The 20894-nt window shown below is 58.0% G+C and carries 20 protein-coding genes; 9 read left to right on the top strand and 11 right to left on the bottom strand.

The features are described 5' to 3' along the window. Positions 1-3 precede the first annotated feature (3 nt). Positions 4-771, top strand: a complete 768-nt coding sequence (locus tag KIN_RS11845; protein ID WP_159807136.1) for an EcsC family protein — start codon at positions 4-6, stop codon at positions 769-771. Here KIN_RS11845 and ptsP read toward each other — a convergent pair. The 5 genes from ptsP to KIN_RS11870 form a co-directional block, all read right to left on the bottom strand. Beyond that, positions 768-3014 (bottom strand): phosphoenolpyruvate--protein phosphotransferase, encoded by a 2247-nt coding sequence (gene ptsP / locus KIN_RS11850; RefSeq protein ID WP_159807138.1) that lies wholly within the window; start codon positions 3012-3014, stop codon positions 768-770. The genes KIN_RS11845 and ptsP overlap by 4 nt on opposite strands. A gap of 21 nt (positions 3015-3035) precedes the next feature. After that, positions 3036-4274, bottom strand: coding sequence for an aspartate kinase (locus KIN_RS11855; protein WP_159807140.1), 1239 nt, complete (start codon positions 4272-4274; stop codon positions 3036-3038). 90 nt (positions 4275-4364) lie between these two features. Then, positions 4365-5021, bottom strand: a complete 657-nt coding sequence (locus KIN_RS11860; RefSeq protein WP_159807142.1) for an SDR family NAD(P)-dependent oxidoreductase — start codon at positions 5019-5021, stop codon at positions 4365-4367. Positions 5022-5032: 11 nt separating this feature from the next. After that, positions 5033-5476 carry a DUF1178 family protein gene (locus KIN_RS11865; protein ID WP_159807144.1) on the bottom strand — a complete coding sequence of 148 codons (444 nt, stop codon included), beginning with the start codon at positions 5474-5476 and terminating at the stop codon, positions 5033-5035. A gap of 77 nt (positions 5477-5553) precedes the next feature. After that, positions 5554-5994, bottom strand: a complete 441-nt coding sequence (locus tag KIN_RS11870) for an NUDIX hydrolase (protein WP_159807146.1) — start codon at positions 5992-5994, stop codon at positions 5554-5556. Between the two features lie 181 nt (positions 5995-6175). Here KIN_RS11870 and KIN_RS11875 point away from each other — a divergent pair, with 181 nt between their 5' ends. Next, entirely contained in the window at positions 6176-7309 is a 1134-nt protein-coding gene (locus KIN_RS11875) for an acetoin utilization protein AcuC (protein ID WP_159807148.1), read from the top strand. A gap of 5 nt (positions 7310-7314) precedes the next feature. Here KIN_RS11875 and KIN_RS11880 read toward each other — a convergent pair whose 3' ends face one another. Continuing rightward, positions 7315-8376 (bottom strand): threonine dehydratase, encoded by a 1062-nt coding sequence (locus tag KIN_RS11880; protein WP_243144904.1) that lies wholly within the window; start codon positions 8374-8376, stop codon positions 7315-7317. Here KIN_RS11880 and modA point away from each other — a divergent pair. From modA to rpsD, 6 genes are all read left to right on the top strand, one after another. Next, positions 8375-9091: a molybdate ABC transporter substrate-binding protein gene (modA, locus tag KIN_RS11885; RefSeq protein WP_159807150.1), complete on the top strand. Its 717-nt coding sequence runs from the start codon at positions 8375-8377 to the stop codon at positions 9089-9091. The genes KIN_RS11880 and modA overlap by 2 nt on opposite strands. Next, a complete protein-coding gene (gene modB, locus KIN_RS11890; protein ID WP_159807152.1) occupies positions 9092-9784 on the top strand; it encodes a molybdate ABC transporter permease subunit in 693 nt (230 codons plus the stop codon). Then, positions 9781-10875, top strand: coding sequence for a molybdenum ABC transporter ATP-binding protein (gene modC, locus KIN_RS11895; RefSeq protein WP_159807154.1), 1095 nt, complete (start codon positions 9781-9783; stop codon positions 10873-10875). Before modB ends, modC begins: the two co-directional genes overlap by 4 nt. After that, a complete protein-coding gene (locus tag KIN_RS11900; protein ID WP_159807156.1) occupies positions 10876-14469 on the top strand; it encodes a hydantoinase B/oxoprolinase family protein in 3594 nt (1197 codons plus the stop codon). 72 nt (positions 14470-14541) lie between these two features. Further along, on the top strand, positions 14542-15585 hold the full coding sequence (locus tag KIN_RS11905) for a Hint domain-containing protein (protein WP_159807158.1): 1044 nt from the start codon (positions 14542-14544) through the stop codon (positions 15583-15585). A gap of 138 nt (positions 15586-15723) precedes the next feature. After that, positions 15724-16344: a 30S ribosomal protein S4 gene (gene rpsD, locus KIN_RS11910; RefSeq protein WP_159807160.1), complete on the top strand. Its 621-nt coding sequence runs from the start codon at positions 15724-15726 to the stop codon at positions 16342-16344. Positions 16345-16469: 125 nt separating this feature from the next. On the opposite strand, the gene KIN_RS22435 is transcribed toward rpsD, so the two are convergent. The 5 genes from KIN_RS22435 to KIN_RS11930 form a co-directional block, all read right to left on the bottom strand. Beyond that, positions 16470-16790: a class I adenylate-forming enzyme family protein gene (locus tag KIN_RS22435; RefSeq protein WP_243144905.1), complete on the bottom strand. Its 321-nt coding sequence runs from the start codon at positions 16788-16790 to the stop codon at positions 16470-16472. A 7-nt stretch (positions 16791-16797) separates the two neighbouring features. Next, entirely contained in the window at positions 16798-17148 is a 351-nt protein-coding gene (locus KIN_RS22440; RefSeq protein WP_243144906.1) for a hypothetical protein, read from the bottom strand. Positions 17149-17251: 103 nt separating this feature from the next. After that, entirely contained in the window at positions 17252-17434 is a 183-nt protein-coding gene (locus tag KIN_RS11920) for a hypothetical protein (protein ID WP_159807162.1), read from the bottom strand. 122 nt (positions 17435-17556) lie between these two features. After that, positions 17557-18927, bottom strand: a complete 1371-nt coding sequence (locus KIN_RS11925) for a sensor histidine kinase (protein WP_159807164.1) — start codon at positions 18925-18927, stop codon at positions 17557-17559. Next, positions 18924-19595 carry a response regulator transcription factor gene (locus tag KIN_RS11930; RefSeq protein WP_159807166.1) on the bottom strand — a complete coding sequence of 224 codons (672 nt, stop codon included), beginning with the start codon at positions 19593-19595 and terminating at the stop codon, positions 18924-18926. The genes KIN_RS11925 and KIN_RS11930 overlap by 4 nt, the downstream gene beginning before the upstream one ends. Positions 19596-19737: 142 nt before the next feature. Here KIN_RS11930 and KIN_RS11935 point away from each other — a divergent pair, with 142 nt between their 5' ends. After that, the gene (locus KIN_RS11935) at positions 19738-20829 is read left to right on the top strand and encodes a type 2 periplasmic-binding domain-containing protein (RefSeq protein ID WP_159807168.1); all 1092 of its coding nucleotides are present in this window, start codon (positions 19738-19740) and stop codon (positions 20827-20829) included. The last annotated feature ends 65 nt before the right edge of the window (positions 20830-20894 follow it).

Raw genomic sequence — 20894 nt, forward strand, 5'->3', positions numbered from 1 at the left:
CTTATGACGCAAGTTATTCTGCCCCCTGTTGTCGAGCCAGATCATACGCATAGTGCGCGATTGCGAGAGATTGTGGAGCGCTACCGGGCCGCACGAGGACCCGCCATGCGCGCACTTGGTCTTCTGGGCGGTCAGACCGATGGTATTCTAGACCGCCTTCCAAAAAGCGCGCGCGCTGCACTGGATCGCGCGACACTGTCCGCGCTTGAGCTTAGCTTTGATACTGCCGCTCGAACCCGGGGGCGTTTGCCGGACACAGGCACATGGCAGACCCGCGCCATGACGGTGGGAACCGGTGCGGTCGGCGGATTTGGTGGTTTGGGGACAGCGCTCGCCGAGGTCCCAGTGACAACGACTGTTATCCTGCGCGGCATTCAGGGCATTGCGCAGCAGCATGGGTTCGATCCCAGCCATGCAGACACCCGGCTCGACTGTCTTGAGGTATTCGGTGCGGCGGGGCCACTGTCAGAAGACGACGATACGGATCTGAGTTTTCTCACCCTGCGCATGACCGTGACTGGGGCCACAATGCAGGCGTTGCTGTCAAAGGTTGCCCCGCGTCTGGCGCTGGTTCTAGGTCAAAAGCTCGCAAGTCAGACGGTTCCGATCTTGGGTGCGGTGACGGGTGCTGCGATCAACTACACCTATTCAAGCTACTACCAAGAGATGGCGCATGTCTCGTTCGGCTTGCGTGCTTTGGCGGAGGAAACGGGTCAAGACCGGGCTGGCCTGGTCGAAGAATTCCGCGCCGAGGTTCTAAGACTGCGTTAGGCCTTACCCGTCAGCCAATTGATTACCGCAGGTCTCACGGATTGTTCACCGCTTTCGAATGCGGTTTTTATGACCGTTTTTGCCTCTTCGAGATCACAGCGCCTGAGCAGGCTTTTTACTGGTCCAATCGAGGCAGGCCGCATGGATAGGCTGCGTAGACCCATCGCCGCAAAACAAAGTGCTTCGACCGGACGGCCTGCATCCTCGCCACAAAACGACAGAGGCGTTTCTGTCATTGCGCAGCGGGATACGATCTGCTGCAGAAACGTGAGATAGCTGACGTTAAGGGTGTCGTAACGCTTGCGCACGCGCTCATTTTCCCGGTCCGCCGCGAAGAAAAACTGCTTCAGGTCGTTTCCGCCAATGGAGATGAAATCCGCCATCTCAAAAAACTGCCGCGGCGCAAAAGCAAGCGATGGCGTTTCCAACATGGCGCCGATTTCAACACTTTCGGGCAGAACGTGGCCCAGCTTATCCTCCCGCTCCAACTCATCCAGAAGATGCTGACGCGCTGCGCGAAACTCATCGAATTGGGCGACGAACGGAAACATGACGCTGAGCGGACGACCCTCGGCCCCCCGTATCAGCGCTTGTAACTGCATCCGCATCACTCCCTTTTTGTCGAGACCCACACGGATGGCGCGCCACCCGAGCGCGGGGTTCGGTTCCTCCGTCGCCTTCATGTAGGGAAGGACCTTGTCTGAGCCAATGTCGAGAGTGCGAAAGACCACTCGCTTGCCATGCGCGGCGTCCATGACGCTTTTATAGATGGAGGCAAGCTCTGATCTGCGCGGCACGCGGGAACGGGTCAGAAACTGCAGCTCGGTTCTAAAAAGGCCTACACCCTCCGCACCGGATCCCTCAAGAGAGGGCAGGTCTGCCATCAGACCAGCATTCATATGGAGCGAGAGGACAGAGCCACACCGGGTTTCGGCGGGCTTGTCGCGTATTGAGGCGTAGCGCTGCTGGGCCTGCGTTTGCATCGCGATCTTGTCGCGGAATGCGGTGGCGACGGCGTCCTCTGGCCTCAGATGCACCACACCCTGATCGCCGTCGACCAGAATGTGGTCGCCATTCAAAGCCTCGGTCAAAATCCGTTTGGCGTTGATCACCAGCGGAATGGCCCAAGCCCGTGCCACGATAGCTGCATGGGAGCCGACAGACCCTTCTTCCAACACGATCCCGCGCAAGCGTTTGCCGTATTCCAAGAGCTCTCCGGGGCCGATATTGCGGGCTACCAGGATGGGGCGGTCTGGCATTTCCGCACCGGTGTCGGAGCCTTGACCGGTCAGCAGGCGCAGCAACCGGTTCGACAGATCATCGAGATCATAAAGCCGCTCGCGCAAATATGGGTCAGGTACCTGTTCCATTCGGGCACGGGTGGCGGATTGTTCTTTTTCAACGGCGGCTTCCGCAGACAGGCCGAGGCTGATGTCTTCTTCCATCCGGCGCAGCCATGAGCGGGAGTTGGCAAACATCCGGTAGGCCTCCAAGACCTTCCGCTGCTCCTTGTCGGAGCTTTTGCCCATGCTGTTGAGCATCTCATCTACCGACCCCCTGAGGGTGCCGATCGCATCATGAAGCCGGGTAAGTTCGGCATGTGGATCGTCGGCGATGGGGTTTGTGACAACGACGCGGGGTTCATGCAGATAGACATGACCTTCGGCCGCACCTTCCTGCGCGCTCCCGCCGCGGAAAAGCTCCTGCTGGGTATGGCGCGCGCCCATGGCTGCGCCTTCACCCAGAAACGCACCAAGCTCAGTCATTTCTGCCAAGACCATTGCGACGACTTCCAGCGCGTAAACCTCGTCGTCTGTGTATTTGCGAGAGTCCTTGGATTGAACCACCAGAACGCCCAGTGTTTCGCCGAGCCGTTGAATGGCGACGCCCAAGAACGAGCTGAAGATCTCCTCCCCCGTTTCCGGCATGTACCGGAACCCCTGCGCCGAAGGGGCGTCCGGCGTGTTCACAGGGGTCGTTGTGCGCGCGACACGACCGACCAGACCCTCGCCCACGCGCATACGCGTCTGGTGAACCGCTTCCGGTTTCAGACCTTCCGTCGCACATAACTCAAGCGTTTCGGCGTCGCGGAACAGATAAATCGAGCAAACATCCGCCTGCATGGAATCCGCGATCAAGTGCGTGATGTTATTCAACCGCTCCTGACCGGCACGATCCTCGGCCAGTGTGTCTCGCAAACGGCCAAGCAGCTTGCGACTTTCGCTCTCTTTTCTTTCAGGCAATGGTCGCCCCCTTGACGATGCCTAGGCTGCTTTTTCCAGACCAAATGCATCATGAAGTGCTTGGACCGCCAGTTCCATGTATTTTCGATCAATCAGCACAGAGATTTTGATCTCGGAGGTCGTGATCACCTTTATGTTCACGCCTTCGTTTTTCAAAGCGTTGAACATTTGAGCAGCGACACCAGCGTGGCTGCGCATTCCGATGCCGACGACGGACACCTTGGCAACATCTGTATCCGCAACCAGTTCGTGATAATTGATCTCGCCGGATGTCTTGGCGTCTTCCATCGCTTTTTGTGCCCGGGTCACCTGATCGGTGGGGCACGAGAAGGTCATATCGGTTCGCCCATCCTCAGAGATGTTCTGCACGATCATATCGACATTCACACCGGCTTCGCTGAGTGGACCGAAGATTGCTGCGGCAATACCCGGACGGTCGGCTACCGAGATCAATGTCATTTTTGCTTCATCACGGCTATAGGCGACGCCTGCGACTACATTGCTTTCCACGATATCCTCCTCGGCACAAACCAGTGTGCCCGCATTGTCATCCATTTCCTCGAAGCTCGAAAGAACCCTCAGCTTCACGCCATACCGCATCGCCAGTTCGACCGATCGGGTTTGCAGCACCTTCGCCCCGAGAGATGCCAGTTCCAGCATTTCTTCAAAAGCGATACGGTCCAGCTTGCGCGCTTTGTCCGAGATGCGTGGATCGGTTGTGTAAACCCCATCCACATCCGTGTAGATATCGCACCGCTCTGCGTCGAAGGCCGCGGCGAACGCGACAGCCGTGGTATCTGAGCCACCGCGACCCAATGTTGTGATCCGGCCCTCGGGGCTGATGCCCTGAAAGCCAGCAACGACCGCAACTTTCATGCCTTCCGCAAACTTCGCGTCGAGATTATCCGTCGGGATCTCCTCGATCCGGGCGGAACTGTGGGCGGACGTCGTTTTAAGAGGTACCTGCCAGCCTTGCCAACTGCGCGCCGGCACGTCCATTTCCTGTAAGGTCAGGGCCATCAGGCCCGCAGTTACATTTTCCCCGGAAGACACGACAGCATCGTATTCCCGCGCATCAAACATAGGCGAGGTTTCGTTGACCCAGCCGACCAGTTCATTCGTTTTGCCCGACATCGCTGATACGATTACAATGACTTCGTAACCCTTCGCCACCTCGACGCCCACGCGCTTAGCTGCGCGACGGATACGGTCAAGATTGGCGACGGACGTTCCGCCGAATTTCATTACAAGTCGTGGCATGATGTCGAACACCCCAAACGGGGCAAAGACGCCCCTCAAGAAACCGTCTGCTTCCTAAGGGGGTGCTCTAGAAAGGGCAAGTCTGGGTTGTCAGTATGGGTGCTGGTGGCCGTCCCATGTCTCAAACACGCCGGTGCTTTCCAGACTGAGGGCGTGAAACCGCTTGATCAAACCTGCTGCGGAGTCCTCTGGCGTGATCTGCGCGGCGCTGCCCCCCATATCGGTTTGCACCCAGCCGGGGTGATAGATCCCGACAGCAATCCCAAGATCCTTCAGGTCCGCGGCCAGGTTTCGTCCAAGATTAAGCGCGGCGGCCTTAGAAGACCGGTAGATGTAGGACCCGCCCGGTGCGCGTTCACTAGACGCCATTTGGGAGGAAATGATCGCGATTTTTGGCTGCTCTGACATTTGCAACTGAGGCAGCATATTTTGGACCGTCAGGAACACCCCGGTGACATTCGTTGCAAACATCCTCGCCCACATTTCTGCAGGGTAGCCGTCTGCGAGGTTTTCGTGCTTGTCGTCATAGATACCAGCATTGCAGACCAACAGATCAACCGCCTTGCCGTCCAGCGACGTACATAAATCACGGGTAGACGTCGGATCACTTACGTCCAACTGCAACCAGCCTGAGCCGTCCGGTTCGGTGCCTCGGTAGGTTCCTGTGACGTCGGTACCCTCCTGCTTGTAGGCGTCAAACATCGCGCGCCCGATCCCGCGGGTGGCACCTGTGATCAGGACATGCATCTCAGTTCTCCTCAGTTGGTTTTCCTGCCAGGGGCGAAGGGCAACGGCACCACGGGTATTCCATCTTCAAGAAGCGCGCGCGCTTCGTCTGGCTTTGCTTCTCCATAGATGGCGCGTTCCGGCTTTTCGCCAAGGTGCATTTCGCGCGCTTCCTTGGCGAAATTCTTGCCCACGTCCTCAGCCGTCTCGGTGATCTTCTGTCGCAAGTCACGCAACGCCTGTTCAGCAGGAGAGCTTGGTTGCGACAAAGGCCGCTCAGTTTGCTCTGGCTTTTTTTGAGCTGTTGGAGCAGAGGTCGAGATCCGAGGTGCCATGATCGACTTGCGCACATCGGTGTTGCTGCACACAGCGCATTCGACCATTCCGCCGGACAGAAGGCGATCAAATGCGGCGGCAGACTGAAACCAGCTTTCGAAGCTGTGACCGTCAGCGCAGGTCAATGCATAGCGGATCATACGGCATTCTCTTGGACAATCGGCAATTGCGCAGAAATAGGTATATCCCGCCCCATTGCAAGCCGGTGGACGTCAGGTCAGAGACCCAGATAAGTCGGGTCGAAATTTTTTAGGATCTTCTTCAACTCCGGCTCCCGCACCCGCGCGGCCGCCTTTTTGAGACTGAACCATTTGCGCTTGCGCTGCTTTTCTTCCGGATAGGTCGAAAGCAGCCTTTTCACACGGACAGGAAAGACAGAAACGACGCAGGGCAGGTCATCTTCGCTCTCCATAATCTTGGTGTAGGAATACAAACCGATGCAGACATCAAAGGATTTGCCGTCGACGCCGCCTTCCTCATGCGCCTCTGTCAATGCTGCGGCGGCAGGGGTCTCACCCGGCATCGGCCAACCCTTCGGGATGATCCAGCGGCCCGAAGCGCGGCTTGTCACCAGAAGAACCTGTGTCTCTGAATTATGCACGCGATAACACAACGCGCCAAACTGCGTGCGCAGTCCGCGTTTCTGAAAATTATCCATGCGCAAAGGCGGCTGCTTAAGCCTGATCAAAGACACTCTCTGCTCCAACTGATCAATCTTACTTTTGTTTTTGGACCTTTATATACGGTTAAAATATAGGCTAAGGTCAAGTTTTCCAACAAATGATTGAAGACCGAGCAAGCTTGGTGTGGCTTTCTCGCGCCCTATATCGAACCAAGTTATGCAGTCTGCCCGCTTCATTGGATCAGAAATTTACAGGACGTCTACGTATGGTCCCTGGCATCCGCTGCGCGTTCCGCGGGTCTCTACGGTCATGGATCTGTCCCGGGCTTTGGGATGGCTTCCGCAGGATGTCTACCTGAATTCGCCCCGTGCAAAGCCTGCGGCGCTGCATGTCTGGCACACGCCCGAATATATCGCGGCCCTTCAAAAGGCCGAAGCCACGCGATCGGTGAGCCAACCGGATCGCGAGACGTTTCATATCGGCACGCCAGCCAATCCGGTGTTCCCCGAAATGTACCGCCGCCCTGCGACGGCTGCTGGTGGATCGCTTCTGGCGGGTGAGCTGTTGCGGGATGGCGGAGTGATTTATAACCCCGCTGGTGGAACGCATCACGGTATGCCCGGTCACGCAGGCGGGTTCTGCTATCTCAATGATCCCGTCCTCGCGATGCTGTCCCTGCGTCGCAATGGAGTCACCCGGATCGCGTATGTGGATATCGACGCACATCATCCGGATGGCGTTGCGCGTGGGTTTCATGGGGACCCGGATTGCCTCATGATTTCAGTCCACGAAGATGGTCTATGGCCGCGGACGGGGGCGCTTGAAGATCGTGCTGGTGGATCTGCGATAAACCTTCCGGTGCCGCAAGGACTGAACGACGACGAAATGGCCTACATCCGCGATGCTCTTATCTTGCCGCAAGTCGATCGGTTCAAGCCCGATGCGATAGTGCTTCAATGCGGCGCCGACGCCGTTGAAGAGGATCCGCAATCCCATTTAAGCCTGTCCAACCAAGCACACTGGTCCATTGTGAGGGCGTTGATGGGTATGGCGCCACGCTATCTGGTTCTGGGCGGCGGCGGATACAATCCATGGTCCGTCGGGCGCCTTTGGACTGGTGTTTGGGGCATCTTGAGCGGCCAGACGATCCCAACGCATCTACCCCCCGAGGCGGAACAAGTGCTTCGCGCATTGACCTTCGATGGCAATCGGAGGGGAAAGAATCCGTCTGCACACTGGTTCACGACACTCGCGGACAGACCCAGAAACGGTGCAATCCGGGACGTTGTTCGCCAGAGGGTCAGTGTTTTAACAGGACAGACCACCGCGCGAAGAGTTTTCGCGAAATAGCCGCGCTACGGCTTGGGCGTTTCGCCTGCCATTACTTTCAGAAACCAGTCGGTGTCGATGTTCCCACCACACAGAATGACGCCGACATCTTTACCAGCCATCTGATCCTTTTCCTGCAGCAGCGCAGCCAGCGGGGCTGCCCCGGCCCCTTCGGCAAGGTTGTGAGTGCAGTGGTAATAGGCGCGAATGGCCTCGGCAATCTCGTCGTCTGAAACGGTAACAATTCGCTCTGCGCCTTTCGAATAGATATCGAAAGCGTCTTTGACTGGGACCCTGACCGCCATGCCGTCAGCGAAGGTTGTCGCGCTGTCTGTCTCCACAAGGCGGCCCGCGTCGACGGAAAGTTTTGCGGTCTGGGCATTTTCGGACACCACGCCAACCACCTTGGTTTTTAAACCCAGGGCATCACGGGCCAGAATGGTGCCGCAAATCCCTGAGCCACACCCGATGGGCACGTAGACCGTATCCAGATCGGGTTTCGCGCTGAACAACTCATAGGCGTAGGTTGCCACACCGCGAACAAGTTCAGGGTGGAACGGCGGCACAACCTGTAACCCTTCGGCCTCGGCGACACGAAACGCCTCTTCGCGCGACGTATCAAAGTCATCGCCGAACTCGACCAGCTCTGCGCCAAACGCTTTCATGGCGGCATTCTTTTCCACCGAGTTACCCTTCGGCACGTAGACCAAAGCCCGAAGACCGACGGCTGTGGCAGCCCGCGCTTGGCTTTGCCCGTGATTTCCACGGGTCGCTGTGCAAATGCCCGGTACATCCGGATGCGTCTGCTTTAACCAGTCAATAAACGTGATCCCGCCTCGTACTTTGAAAGCACCGGTGGGGCCGTGATTTTCATGTTTGACCCAGACCTGCGTACCTGCCCGCTCGTTTAGCAACGGCCACGTATACTGCGGCGTAGGGTGCATATGGCGATGTACCAGCGCAGCGGCGGCTTCAAGATCGGATTTGGTAAGGACCGTCATGGCGTGTACGTTATCCAGACCGCGCGAACTGTCCAGCAGACTTTTGCCCTTGCGCGCCCTTTGCGGTCCGCCACTATAGTCCGGCATGAACCTTTCGAGACGGCATATTCTGGCCCTAGGCGGGGCTGCGCTCGCCACACCGCTGTTCGGGGCAGACGGTGCGCTTGTGTTTGCCGCCGCCAGTATGAAAGGCGCACTCGATGATGTGACCGCGCGGCTTTCGCTGCCGGTTCGGATTTCTTACGGCGGCAGCGGCGTTCTGGCCCGCCAGATCATGCTGGGCGCGCCGGCTGACCTTTATGTTTCTGCACATCCCCAATGGATGGATGAAGTGACCAAGGCGGGATTTGCCCGACCTGAAACGACCATCGATTTATTGTCCAATAGTTTGGTGATCATTGGGCCCAAAGGTGCTGCGCCGGTCAGCTTGGAGAATATGCCATCTGAGGGTCGGATCGCTATGGGCTATGTCGATGCAGTCCCTGCGGGTCAGTACGGAAAGGCTGCGCTGCAGGCTTTGGGCCTATGGGAAAAACTCGAGGCGCAGGTGGTTCAAACGGAAAATGTCCGTGCCGCGATGGCGCTGGTTGCTCGGGGTGAGTTGCCTCGCGCCATAGTCTATCACACGGATGCGCTGGCCGAGGAGCGGGTCGACGTAATCGCGCGGTTCGATCCCGCGAGCCATCCCGCCATCCGCTACCAACTTGCCCGCCTTACGGATGCAGGACGGACGGCCTACGATGCGCTCCGCAGTCAGTCTGCGTTGGACATCTTTCGCCAGCACGGGTTCGAGGTCGCCTAGGTGTTTGGCCTCGGGGATCAGGAATGGGCGGCAGTAAGTCTTTCTTTGCAGGTTGCGTTCTGGGCCGTGCTCGTAAGCCTGCCTCTGGCGATCTGGGTGGCGCACCTGCTGTCGCGGGGGGACTTCCGCGGCAAACAACTCTTGAATGCCGTCGTTCATCTGCCCCTTATCCTACCGCCGGTCGTAACAGGTTATCTGCTGCTTTTGACCTTCGGAACACAAGGCGCGGTTGGCGCGATTTTGGCGCAGTTCGGGATCGTCTTTGCCTTTCGCTGGACGGGGGCGGTTCTGGCCGCAGCTGTCATGGCGTTTCCGTTGATTGTTCGCGCAATTCGCCTTGGAATTGAAAGCGTCGATCCAAAGCTGGAAGAGGCGGCAATCACTCTTGGTGCCTCACGCTGGCGGGTCTTCACGACGGTGACGCTGCCGATGTGTGTCCCGGCGATTCTAGCCGGCACGGTTCTGGGATTTGCGAAGGCGATGGGGGAGTTTGGGGCGACGATCACCTTCGTGGCCGCGATCCCCGGAGAGACGCAAACCGTGCCATCTGCCATCTACGCATTTTTGCAGGTGCCCGGCGCTGAGGCGTCTGCCATCCGCCTCACGATCATCGCCATCGTCATTGCTGTGGCTGCTTTGCTTCTATCGGAATTGATGGCGCGCCGTGTGACACAGCGACGGGTGGCTCCGTGATCAAGGCTGAGATCAAGCACCGTTTCCCAGATTTTGCACTGGACGTTTCTGTCGAGGCCGATGATGGCCTGATTGCATTGTTTGGACCCTCCGGCTCGGGCAAGACATCTGTCATCAACGCGATTGCGGGCCTTCTGAAACCAGATCACGGCCGGATCAGCATTCAGGACCGCGTCCTCGTGGATACGGAGCGGGGCATATACGTTCCACCCCACCAGAGACGCATTGGATACGTGTTTCAAGACGCCCGGTTGTTTCCGCATCTGAGCGTAAAGGAAAACCTTCTTTACGGTCAGCGCTTCGTATCGGACGGGCGGGATCTTGGTCCAGTGGTTGACCTTCTTGATCTTGGTCAATTGCTAGAGAGGCGCCCGGTGAAGTTGTCCGGTGGTGAGGCACAGCGGGTTGCCATCGGTCGCGCGCTGCTCTGTGCGCCTCAGCTCTTGCTAATGGACGAGCCGCTCTCTGCTTTGGACGCCCGGCGCCGTGATGCAATCCTGCCCTACCTCGACCGTTTGCACAGCGAAAGCGACGTGCCGATTTTCTACGTCAGTCATGCAATGGCGGAGGTCGCCAGACTGGCCGATCATCTTGTTCTTTTGCGACAGGGCCGGGTCACCCGGCAGGGTCTTGCGAGCGAACTTCTGTCCGATCCTGCTGCTGTCCCAGATATTGGTGTGCGGGAGGCCGGGGCGATGATCACCACCCATGTCGCGCAACCTGACGCAGGCGACGGCCTGTCGGAACTTTCGACGGCTCTCGGTACGCTGTTGTTGCCTCGCTTATCCATGCCAAAGGGCGCGGCGGTTCGCGTCCGTGTGCTTGCAACCGATGTGATTTTGGCAAGAGAGCGTCCGGTGGGGCTCAGCGCCCTGAACATCCTGCCCGCCACCGTCGAAACCGTGCATGAGGGGGAGGGGCCCGGGGTCGCCGTCGCTTTGGCGAGCGGATCCGATAGGCTTTTGGCCCGCGTCACAAGGCGCTCCGCGCGGGCGCTGGACCTGACCCCTGGCGCGTCTTGTTATGCGATCATAAAATCCGTGTCTGTCGCCCCACAAAGTGTCAGCGCGTCATCCAGAGAGGATCAGTAGATGTGGCAGTTCTGGGTGGATCGCGGTGGCACGTTTACCGACATCGTGGCGAAAAAGCCTGACGGTCAAATGCAGACACTGAAGCTGCTGTCTGAAAACAGTGCGCAATATGACGATGCCGCAGTGGAAGGGGTGCGCCGTCTCCTTGGTCTGAAAGCGGATGATCCACTGCCCGCAGGGCAGATCAGCGCGGTCAAAATGGGGACCACCGTCGCAACAAACGCGCTTTTGGAGCGGAAAGGGGATCCTACATTACTTCTCATCACCGAAGGGCTAGGGGATTTGTTGCGAATTGGTTATCAGAACCGCCCCAAGCTGTTTGCGCTGCATATCGAACTGCCCGAGCTCTTGTATTCGTCGGTTGCGGAAATCGCAGGGCGGCTCGACACCAGCGGTTCAGAGATCACACCGCTTAAGGAAAGGGCCGCGCGAGACGTGCTACAAGGCGCCTTTGATCAGGGTATCCGGTCTGTCGCGATTGCCTTCATGCATGCATATCTCAATCCCGATCACGAGGTCCGCATTGCCGAGATTGCGCGCGATATCGGTTTTACGCAGGTGTCGACGTCCCATGAAACATCGCGCCTGATTAAATTGGTAGGACGTGGGGATACGACCGTTGTGGACGCTTATCTGTCTCCGATCCTGCGGCGTTATGTTGATAAAGTAGCGACCGCGCTGGACGCAGGGCAGGGCGGCGCGGAGCGGTTGTTCTTCATGCAAAGTTCAGGCGGATTGACGGATGCGCGGTTATTTCAAGGACGTGATGCTATCTTGTCAGGACCCGCGGGTGGTGTGGTGGGAATGGTCAAAACCGCCGAAGCCGCCGGGTTTGACCGTTTGATCGGGTTCGATATGGGGGGCACATCAACGGACGTCTGCCACTATGCTGGCCAATACGAGCGCAGCTTCGAAACAGAAGTTGCAGGTGTCCGAATGCGTGCCCCGATGATGAGTATCCACACAGTCGCGGCGGGTGGCGGCTCGATTCTGTCATTCCGCGACGGTCGATATCAGGTTGGACCAGAAAGTGCAGGTGCTGATCCCGGTCCTGCCTGCTACAGGCAGGGCGGACCGCTTACGGTGACCGATTGCAATGTCATGCTGGGCAAGCTGAACCCATCGCATTTTCCATCGATCTTTGGCACGCGCGCGGATCAACCGCTTGATCTCGATGTCGTCCGCACGAAATTTCGAGCCCTTGCCGATGAAATTGCGCAGTCCACCGGTGCCGAGCCGCTTAGCCCGGAAGAGACCGCGGAAGGGTTCTTGCGGATCGCGGTGCAGAACATGGCCCGCGCCATCAAGAAAATCAGTGTCGAGCGTGGCTATGATGTGACGCGCTACACCTTGAATTGTTTCGGCGGGGCAGGGGGGCAGCATGCGTGTCTGGTCGCGGATGCGCTGGGTATGACCTCTGTGTTTCTGCATCCTTTCGCGGGCGTTCTGTCCGCATTTGGGATGGGATTGGCCGATATCAGAGCACTGCGTGAAATGCAGTTCGACACGCCGGTCACCGAGGTTCATCGCGCTGCACGTCGTCTCGACGAGATGGCGAACGAGGCGCTGTCCGAGGTTCTGAAGCAGGGCGTTGCGAAGGATAATGCGGACGTTCTGAAACGCGCCCATCTGCGCTACAGCGGGTCCCACCAAAGCATCGCCGTGCCCTTTGACAGCAGCGAAAACATGACGCTGGCGTTTGAGGAAGCGCATAAGGCGCGGTTCGGATTTGTTTCGCCGGAGGCGGATGTGCAGATCGAAATGTTAAGCGTGGAGGCGATCGGCGCGGGCGATAGATTGCATGACACCCCGGCTGGCGCCGGCAAGGCGGCAAAACCGATTGCCGTAGTCCCGCTTTACGGCGCGGGTGACGTCCGGCTCTATGACCGGACGGATCTTGTGCCGGACCAGCAAATCAAAGGGCCTGCCATCGTCACCGAGGCCACGGGGACCAATGTTATTGAGCCGGGTTGGGCGGCGTCTCTTGATCCGTCCGGCAACCTGATCCTGGGGCGGGTGGTTCCGTTGGCTCGCGAGACGGCCATTGGCACCGAAGCCGATCCGATCATGCTCGAGGTCTTCAATAATCTCTTCATGTCGATTGCCGAGCAGATGGGGTCGACCCTTGCAAACACCGCCTACTCTGTAAACATCAAGGAGCGTCTCGATTTCTCTTGCGCGCTTTTCGATGCTGATGGCGGCCTCGTCGCAAACGCGCCCCATGTCCCGGTTCATTTGGGGTCGATGTCCGACGCGGTTCGGACGGTCGCACGCTTGAACGCGGGGACGATGACGCAGGGCGATGCATTTATGCTGAACGCGCCTTTCAACGGCGGTACGCACTTGCCGGATGTGACAGTGATCACGCCCGTTTTCGATGGGGATGGTGGGGACATTCTGTTTTATGTCGGCTCCCGCGGCCACCATGCGGACATCGGCGGACGGACCCCAGGCTCTGCGCCGCCGGACAGCACGCATATCGAAGAAGAAGGTGTTGTCATCGACAACTTCAAGCTGGTTGATCAGGGTGTGCTACGTACGAAAGCTGCGCGCGACCTTTTGAGCTCTGGCCCGTACCCCTGTCGCAACATCGACGAGAACATGCGTGACCTTGAGGCCCAGGTGGCGGCGAATGCCACAGGCATCCGTGAAGTTCACCGGATGATCGACAATTTCGGAATAGACACCGTGCTGGCCTATATGGGGCACGTTCAGGCGAATGCTGAGGCGTCCGTGCGACGGGTGATCGGCAAATTGAGCGACGGCCAGTACACTTACCCGCTTGATGAGGGGCAGGTGATCAAGGTTGCGATTTCCGTTGATCGTGATGAAGGCAGTGCGACGATCGACTTCACCGGGACCTCTCCACAGGGCGCCAACAACTACAACGCGCCACGGGCTGTATGTAACGCTGTGGTGCTTTACGTCTTCCGGACTTTGGTCGGCGCCGATATTCCACTGAATGAAGGCTGCCTTGCGCCGCTGAACATAGTCGCGCCAGAAGGCACCATGATAAACCCGCGCTACCCTGCTGCGGTGATTTCGGGAAATACGGAGGTCAGCCAGTCAATCTGCGATTGTCTGTTTGGCGCGTTGGGTGTGATCGCAGGCAGCCAAGGTACCATGAACAATTTTGTTTGGGGCAACGAGACATTCCAGAACTATGAAACCATCGCCGGTGGTACCGGTGCGGGGCCGGGATTTCATGGGGCAAGCGGTATACAGGTTCATATGACGAACACGTTGATGACCGACCCCGAGGTCCTGGAAAACCGTTTTCCGGTCAGGCTGGAAAAATTTGCACTGCGCAAAGGGTCCGGCGGATCAGGTAAATGGCAAGGGGGCGAAGGGGTCCACCGGGTTCTCAGGTTTCTTGATGATGTCACAGTCACAACCTTGTCCTGTCACCGCGTGACACAAGCTTTTGGCGGCGACGGCGGTGGCCCGGGGGCGGTGGGCGTAAATAGGGTTCTCAGGTCCGATGGAACCGAAGAGCAGCTAAAAGGCAATGATGAGGCCGCGCTTAAATCAGGGGACGCTTTCGAAATGCTGACGCCCGGCGGAGGCGGGTGGGGTGCGCCGGACAAGACCTAAAACACTTGCCAGATTACACTGCGTTAGATTAATCTGTGACATAATAAAAAGAAAAAATCGAGTAGGCAAAACATGGGCGCGGGCTTGAATGGCACGTATGTCCTGACCTCTAGACAAACCTCCATCGACGGGGCGATCAACACGAACTGTGTTGTGCCACGGGCAGGACAGGTGTGGTCTTGGCAGGGCGAACCGACGCGGCTTGACGGGCCGCAATCTACATTGGTTCTGAGCAATTCCGTCGAAGAAATCCGCCTGAAAGAGCGGATCTCCAACGCGATCGCGCGACGGGCGCAGGCGTCTGGTATTCCTTTTGATACAAAGCCGCCATCCGAGTTCGAAGATGGAATGGGTGGATTCATTCTGTCTGACGGCGTCGATCGGTACAGGATGGTAGAGGTCGTCTCGCGTGGCGAGACGCTGCTATGGTGTGCTGCAGGGCTGCCCCGGCCCGGCTGCATCTACACCGTTATTCACAGTGCCGATCAAGCGACCCTGCAACCCGCGGATGAAGGCGATGTAATTTGTTTTGTTCAAGGCACGCGGATCAAAACGCTCGGCGGTGAACAATTGATCGAGCATCTTGAGCCTGGTGATCTCATTCAGACGAAGGACAATGGTCCCAAAAAGCTGCTTTGGGTCGGCAAGAGGCCCATGCCCGATGCGCGGCTGGCGGCATTCAGGGACGAACGCCCCGTATGTATCCGGGCACAGGCCTTTGGGTTGGGCGGGCTTGAAACGGACCTTTTGGTTTCACCCCAACATCGCGTCCTGTTGTCCGGCGACTGGGCACAGGCGCTTTTCAATCAATCAGAGGTTTTGGTGGCGGCTCGGGATCTGATCAACGACCGAACCGTATTCGTTGATCACGCCGCATCGGAGATAACATATTATCACCTCTTGTTCGAAAATCACGAGATCCTGTGGGCCAATGGCGTTGAGGCGGAAAGCTTTCACCCGGCAAATACCTCGCTTATGAGCGTGATGCCAAATGACCGGGATGTGCTGCTGGCACTTTACCCTGATCTTGAGATCGATCCCCACTCCTATGGTCCGTTCGCGCGCCGCAATTTGGATCGGGCGGAGGCCGCAATTCTTCTGCAATCGGCGCGTTGACTCTGACATCTGGCGCTGTATAAGCGCGGCTTCATTGGTGTTGGTGGCCCCCGCAAGGGGATGCCTGTCGGGAGAGATCCAAAGGACAACGCCCTTCATAGCCGCGATATCGCGGTGTTCTGACGAAGGAGACCAGCCGTGACCAAACGCACGTCTGCCAAATACAAAATTGATCGCCGCATGGGCGAAAACATTTGGGGCCGCCCCAAATCCCCCGTAAATCGCCGTGAGTATGGCCCCGGCCAACACGGTCAGCGCCGCAAAGGCAAGCTCAGTGACTTCGGTCTGCAGCTGCGCGCCAAGCAGAAGCTGAAGGGCTACTACGGCGACCTGACCGAGAAGCAGTTCCGCCGCATCTATAAAGAAGCCGAGCGGGTCAAGGGTGACACAGGTGAAAATCTGATCGGCTTGCTCGAGCGTCGCCTGGATGCAGTTGTTTACCGTGCGAAATTCGTGCCGACCGTTTTTGCGGCCCGCCAGTTTGTGAACCACGGCCACGTCAGGGTGAACGGCAAGAAGGTCAACATTCCATCTTACCGCGTCAAGGAAGGCGACCTGATCGAAGTGCGCGACCGGTCCAAGCAAATGGCGCTGGTGATGGAAGCCGCCGCTCTGCCAGAGCGCGACGTGCCCGATTATCTTGACGTCGACCACTCCAAAATGACCGCGACATTCACGCGGACCCCGGGTCTGGGCGATGTGCCTTACCCTGTGATGATGGAACCGAACCTCGTCATCGAATACTACGCGCAGAACTAAGCTGCTTCAGACATTCCAGAAAAGGCCGCGCTATATACTTGGCGCGGCCTTTTTTATTTGGCGCTGTATCATCTCGGCAAGCTTCAGGCGCTGAATTTTGCCGGACGGACCCTTGGGCAGCTCACTTAAGACATGAATGTATTCTGGCGATTTGAAGGGGCCAAGCCGCGCTCTGCACAGATCAAGTAAGCTTTTTCCGACACCTGTGAGCCGGGCCTCACGCAAACCGCTGCCTCCACCGTCTCGTCGTAGCTCTTGCAAGGTCGCGCGAAGGCGGCGGCCTCGATAACGTCCGGCTGAGCATAAAGCACTTCGTCAATGTGACCCAGATCGCCAGCCAACAGCCAGTCACCGGCGAATGCCTTCTGAGTTGCATCCGGATTGTCGAGGTATTCCAGCATGACATTTGGTTCTCGGATCACGATCTGACCCTCTTGCATGGGCATCGCTCGCTCAAAATCCGGGTTTAAGATACAGACATCGTTGCCGTACCAGATCCCCGGGGTAGCCAATCTTGCGAATGCCGGGCAGCACAGGGTTTGACAAGATCTGTGCCGCAGTTTCCGTGAGCCCTATCGTTTCCACAAGCGGGAAGTTGAGCCTGCTTTCGAAAGCCGTTTGTGTTTCGACCGCAAGGGCGGATGACGCCGACCTTCCAAAGCAGACGCAGCGCTGCAGGTCCGCGCTGGGGTTCGCTTCGTTGTACAGCAAATGACTGATGATGGTCGACAAAACCGAAAACCAAGTCGCATGCGCCTGCTCTGCCTGCTCCCAGAATTTCGTTGCAGAGAACCGGGACGTCATCGCGGGCGATTCGCCTGAGACCAAAGGACCCCATCATCGTCACGCACAAGCCGCTGTGGGGTAGATTGGCTGGACGCAAAACCCTCTGTTGGACGGCCACAGATCATACGAGATGGCTGTGGTCCAGCCGCCCGCCAGAGTGCTCGCTTGCCTCATTGTGTAGGGTGGTCCATGTCACTTCTTCCCGGGTCTCCGGGAACACGATAGCGACGTCATCGCTGCTGGCCTGTGCGTCCAACCAATCGCCCACGGTGCCAGTTGATGGCATCGACGGGCCGAGGATCATTTCTCGACCTTACCCAATACCCTGAGAACATGTCCTCCATTGAAGGTTCGTCCGATGCTATCTCGCGGACATTCGTAGACGGTCCTGCGACCGCCCCAAGCGGCGTTAGAGCGGGCACGCCATCAATCATCCTGTCGCGCACTTGGAAGGTGCAGCTTGACCGTCAGCCCATCAGGCGACGGATCCAGCGTGAGCCTGCCCCCGTGCTGCTTTGCGACTGTCTGCGCAATGGGCAACCCCAGACCGCTGCCCTGCGCGGGGGCGGGTTGGCTGAACCGTTCAAGCACGATGTCTATATCTTCCGAAGGGATACCTTGGCCGTTATCTCGCACGATAAGTTCGGCACCGTCGTTCGTTTTCAGTACGATAACCTCCACTTTTGACAAACCAAGCCCGCCATGGGTCAGAGCGTTGTCGATCAGGTTTCGCAGCGCTTCGCCCAGCATCAGTGCGTCTCCTGTCACCCACGCTGGTTCTGAGGCTGGCGTGTATGTGAGTTCGACAGAGCCACTTGTAACCGAGCGCACCACCGATGAAACGAGCGTGTTCAGGTCGATAGACTCTGCTGTGATATCCAGTGCCAAGGCGCTCGCCCGTTCATAGGTCAGCATCTTTTCAGCCAGATCACCCGCATGGCGCGCAGCGTCTAGAAGCTCCTTACTGCGGGACTGCGACGTCTCCAGATCACGCGCGGATGATACGGCCTCCGCCATGGCCTGAATGCCGGCAATCGGATTGCGCAGTTGATGCGCTGCGTTCGAAATGAAATCTGTTTTTTCCTGCATTGTGGCGGACACCTGATCGAGCAGCGTGTTCAGGGTCGCAGTCACACCTCGCACCTCCCGCGGCACGGGCCTGCGGATAGGGGCGAGGTCATCCGGCGATCTCAACGCGATAGCCTCTTCAAGATCGGCGAGCGGACGCAAGCCGAGCCTAATGCCAAACCAGACGACGAGGGCGACGGTCGCGATCAGAATGGCAATGCCGGTGAATGTCCGCGTTGCGATGGCCCGCAGGAGGTTGTTTCTCACAGCGATGTCCTGCCAGACCGTAAAGGTGAACTCGCCGGATAGCCCTGCGATCTGCATGCGCTCGCGCAGTTGCAAGGCGCGCACCTGCCGGTTTTGGTATGTTCCCTCAAAGTAGCTGTAGGGCACCTCCGCTTCTTCCAACTCTGTCCCGGGGTCGCGGACAGGTGGTGTGGCATAGCCGATGACGAAGGAGCCGTCCGGCGCGTATACATGGTAGTAGACCAGGCCAATAGACGCGTCCTGCAGCAGATCGAGGGTTTCAAAGGACAACGCCTCTCCGTCGGAAGATGCCACATCGCGGGTCACAGCCAGCGCGGTTGACAGCAGCATCCGGTCCAGCCGTGTGCTGGTTCGGTCTTGCGCGTCCTGATATTCGAAAAGCCCAAGAACGGTCGCGATAAATAGCAATGGGGCGAGAATGATGACCGTCAGACGGGTGCGAAGGGACGCGGCGCGTTTCACCCGCCGACCTCCTCCATCTGATATCCCAGACCGCGCTGCACGCGGATTGAGATATTGTAAGGACGTAGTCGCTTGCGCAAGCGCGAGATGTAGACCTCTACCACGGATGCATCGACGTCGGCGCCTATCCCATACAACTGGTCCAGCAGTACGTCTTTCGACAAGGTGCGCCCGCGCGCGTTGAGCAGAGCCTCGAAGGCAGACAACTCAAGTCGCGGGATCTCCAGCGCGGTGTCACCGTCCAGAACCTGACGGGAGGTCTCATCAAATCGGAGGCGCCCAATCTGGCGGAAGACAGGTTCTGGTCGGGGTCGCCGCCGTGCAAGCGCACGAACACGGGCGGCGAGTTCCGACATTTCAAACGGCTTGATCAGATAGTCATCGGCGCCTGCGTCCAAGCCCTGTATCCGGTCAGATGTTTCCGCGCGCGCCGTCAGCAAAAGAACGGGGCGCATGTCCTCACGTGCCCGCAGCCTGCGCAGAATCTCAAGCCCGTCCACGCCCGGCAAGTTGACGTCAAGGATTACAACGTCAGAGCTTTCGTCGCGCAGAAACTCATCCGCCGCATTTCCATCTTCCAAGATGTCTACCGCATGACCTGCGTCGCGCAAAACATAGGCAATCCCTTTAGCGACACCGGGATTGTCCTCGACAATTGTAATGCGCACGGTAGGCTCCAAAATCGATAGTGCGGTGCAAGGTTCACGCAAGTTTCAGGCGACAGACATTGCTCATCTCGCAGGGGCAGGACAACCCCGGCGACTAATTAATTCTCGACGATGAGATCGAAGAGACACTGGGAGGTACTTTATGTCCAATACAAATCTGACATGTGGGGTGTTGGTTGCTGCGGCACTTGGGGTTGCGCCTCAGGCGTTTGCCGCGGGTCATGGAATCGACTTGGCAGGCAAGACCGTCGAGTTCGTTATTCCGTTTTCCGAAAGCGGTGGATCTGCAAAGTGGGCGAATTTCTACGCGCCACTTCTGAGTGAAGCGCTGCCTGGCAACCCGACGGTTGTCGTGAAGTTTATGCCGGGTGCTGGCTCGACCAAAGGGGCAAACTGGTTCCAGGAACAGGAATATGATGATGGAACGCTGATCTTTGGATCATCGGGTTCCACGCAGTTTCCATACCTGTTGAACGATCCGCGCGTGAAATATGAGTACGGTGACTGGAACGTTGTGCTTGCCTCTGGAACAGGTGGTGTTGCCTATCTTCCGCCTGATCTGGGCGACCGCTTTGACGGTGATGCGGACGATCTGAAAGACGTCGACTTCATCTACGGCTCCCAAGGAGCCACGCGGCTTGATCTTGTCCCGCTTCTCGCGTGGGAAATGCTCGGTATGAATGTCGAGCCGGTGTTCGGCATCAAAGGGCGCGGCGACGGTCGTTTGATGTTTGAGCGCGGTGAGGCCAACATCGACTACCAAACATCGTCTTCCTACCTCAAAGGCGTTGTGCCACTGGTGGAAGAAGGGCAAGCGGTTCCCATGATGTCTTGGGGTGCATTGGATGAGAACGGCGACATCGTTCGGGATCCGACGTTCCCTGACATGCCGACCTTCAAAGAAGTGTGTGAAGCGACCGAAGGGTGCGAGACTTCCGGCGAACAGTGGGAAGCGTGGAAAGCCTTTTTCATCGCAGGTTTCCCGGCTCAAAAGATGGTTTTCCTGCCTAAGGGTGCCTCTGACGATGCCATAGCAACCTACACTGACGCTTTTGAGACTATAAAGGCCCGCGAAGATTTCACCGAGATTTCGGCGGCACGTCTGGGCGTGTACCCGCAGATGACAGGTGACAAGGCAAAAGCCACGTTGGCTCAAGGAACCCAAGTTCCTGAAGAAGCCAAGGCTTTCGTAACGAACTGGCTGAACGAGCGCTACGGCGTTTCGTTAAACTAAGCCACCACTCCCCCTCCCGTAATTTAAGCGGGAGGGGACCCTTTTCTGATATCCCCGGGGGTCAT

The sequence above is a fragment of the Litoreibacter roseus genome (genome assembly GCF_009811795.1).
GTDB classification, from domain to species: Bacteria; Pseudomonadota; Alphaproteobacteria; order Rhodobacterales; family Rhodobacteraceae; genus Litoreibacter; species Litoreibacter roseus.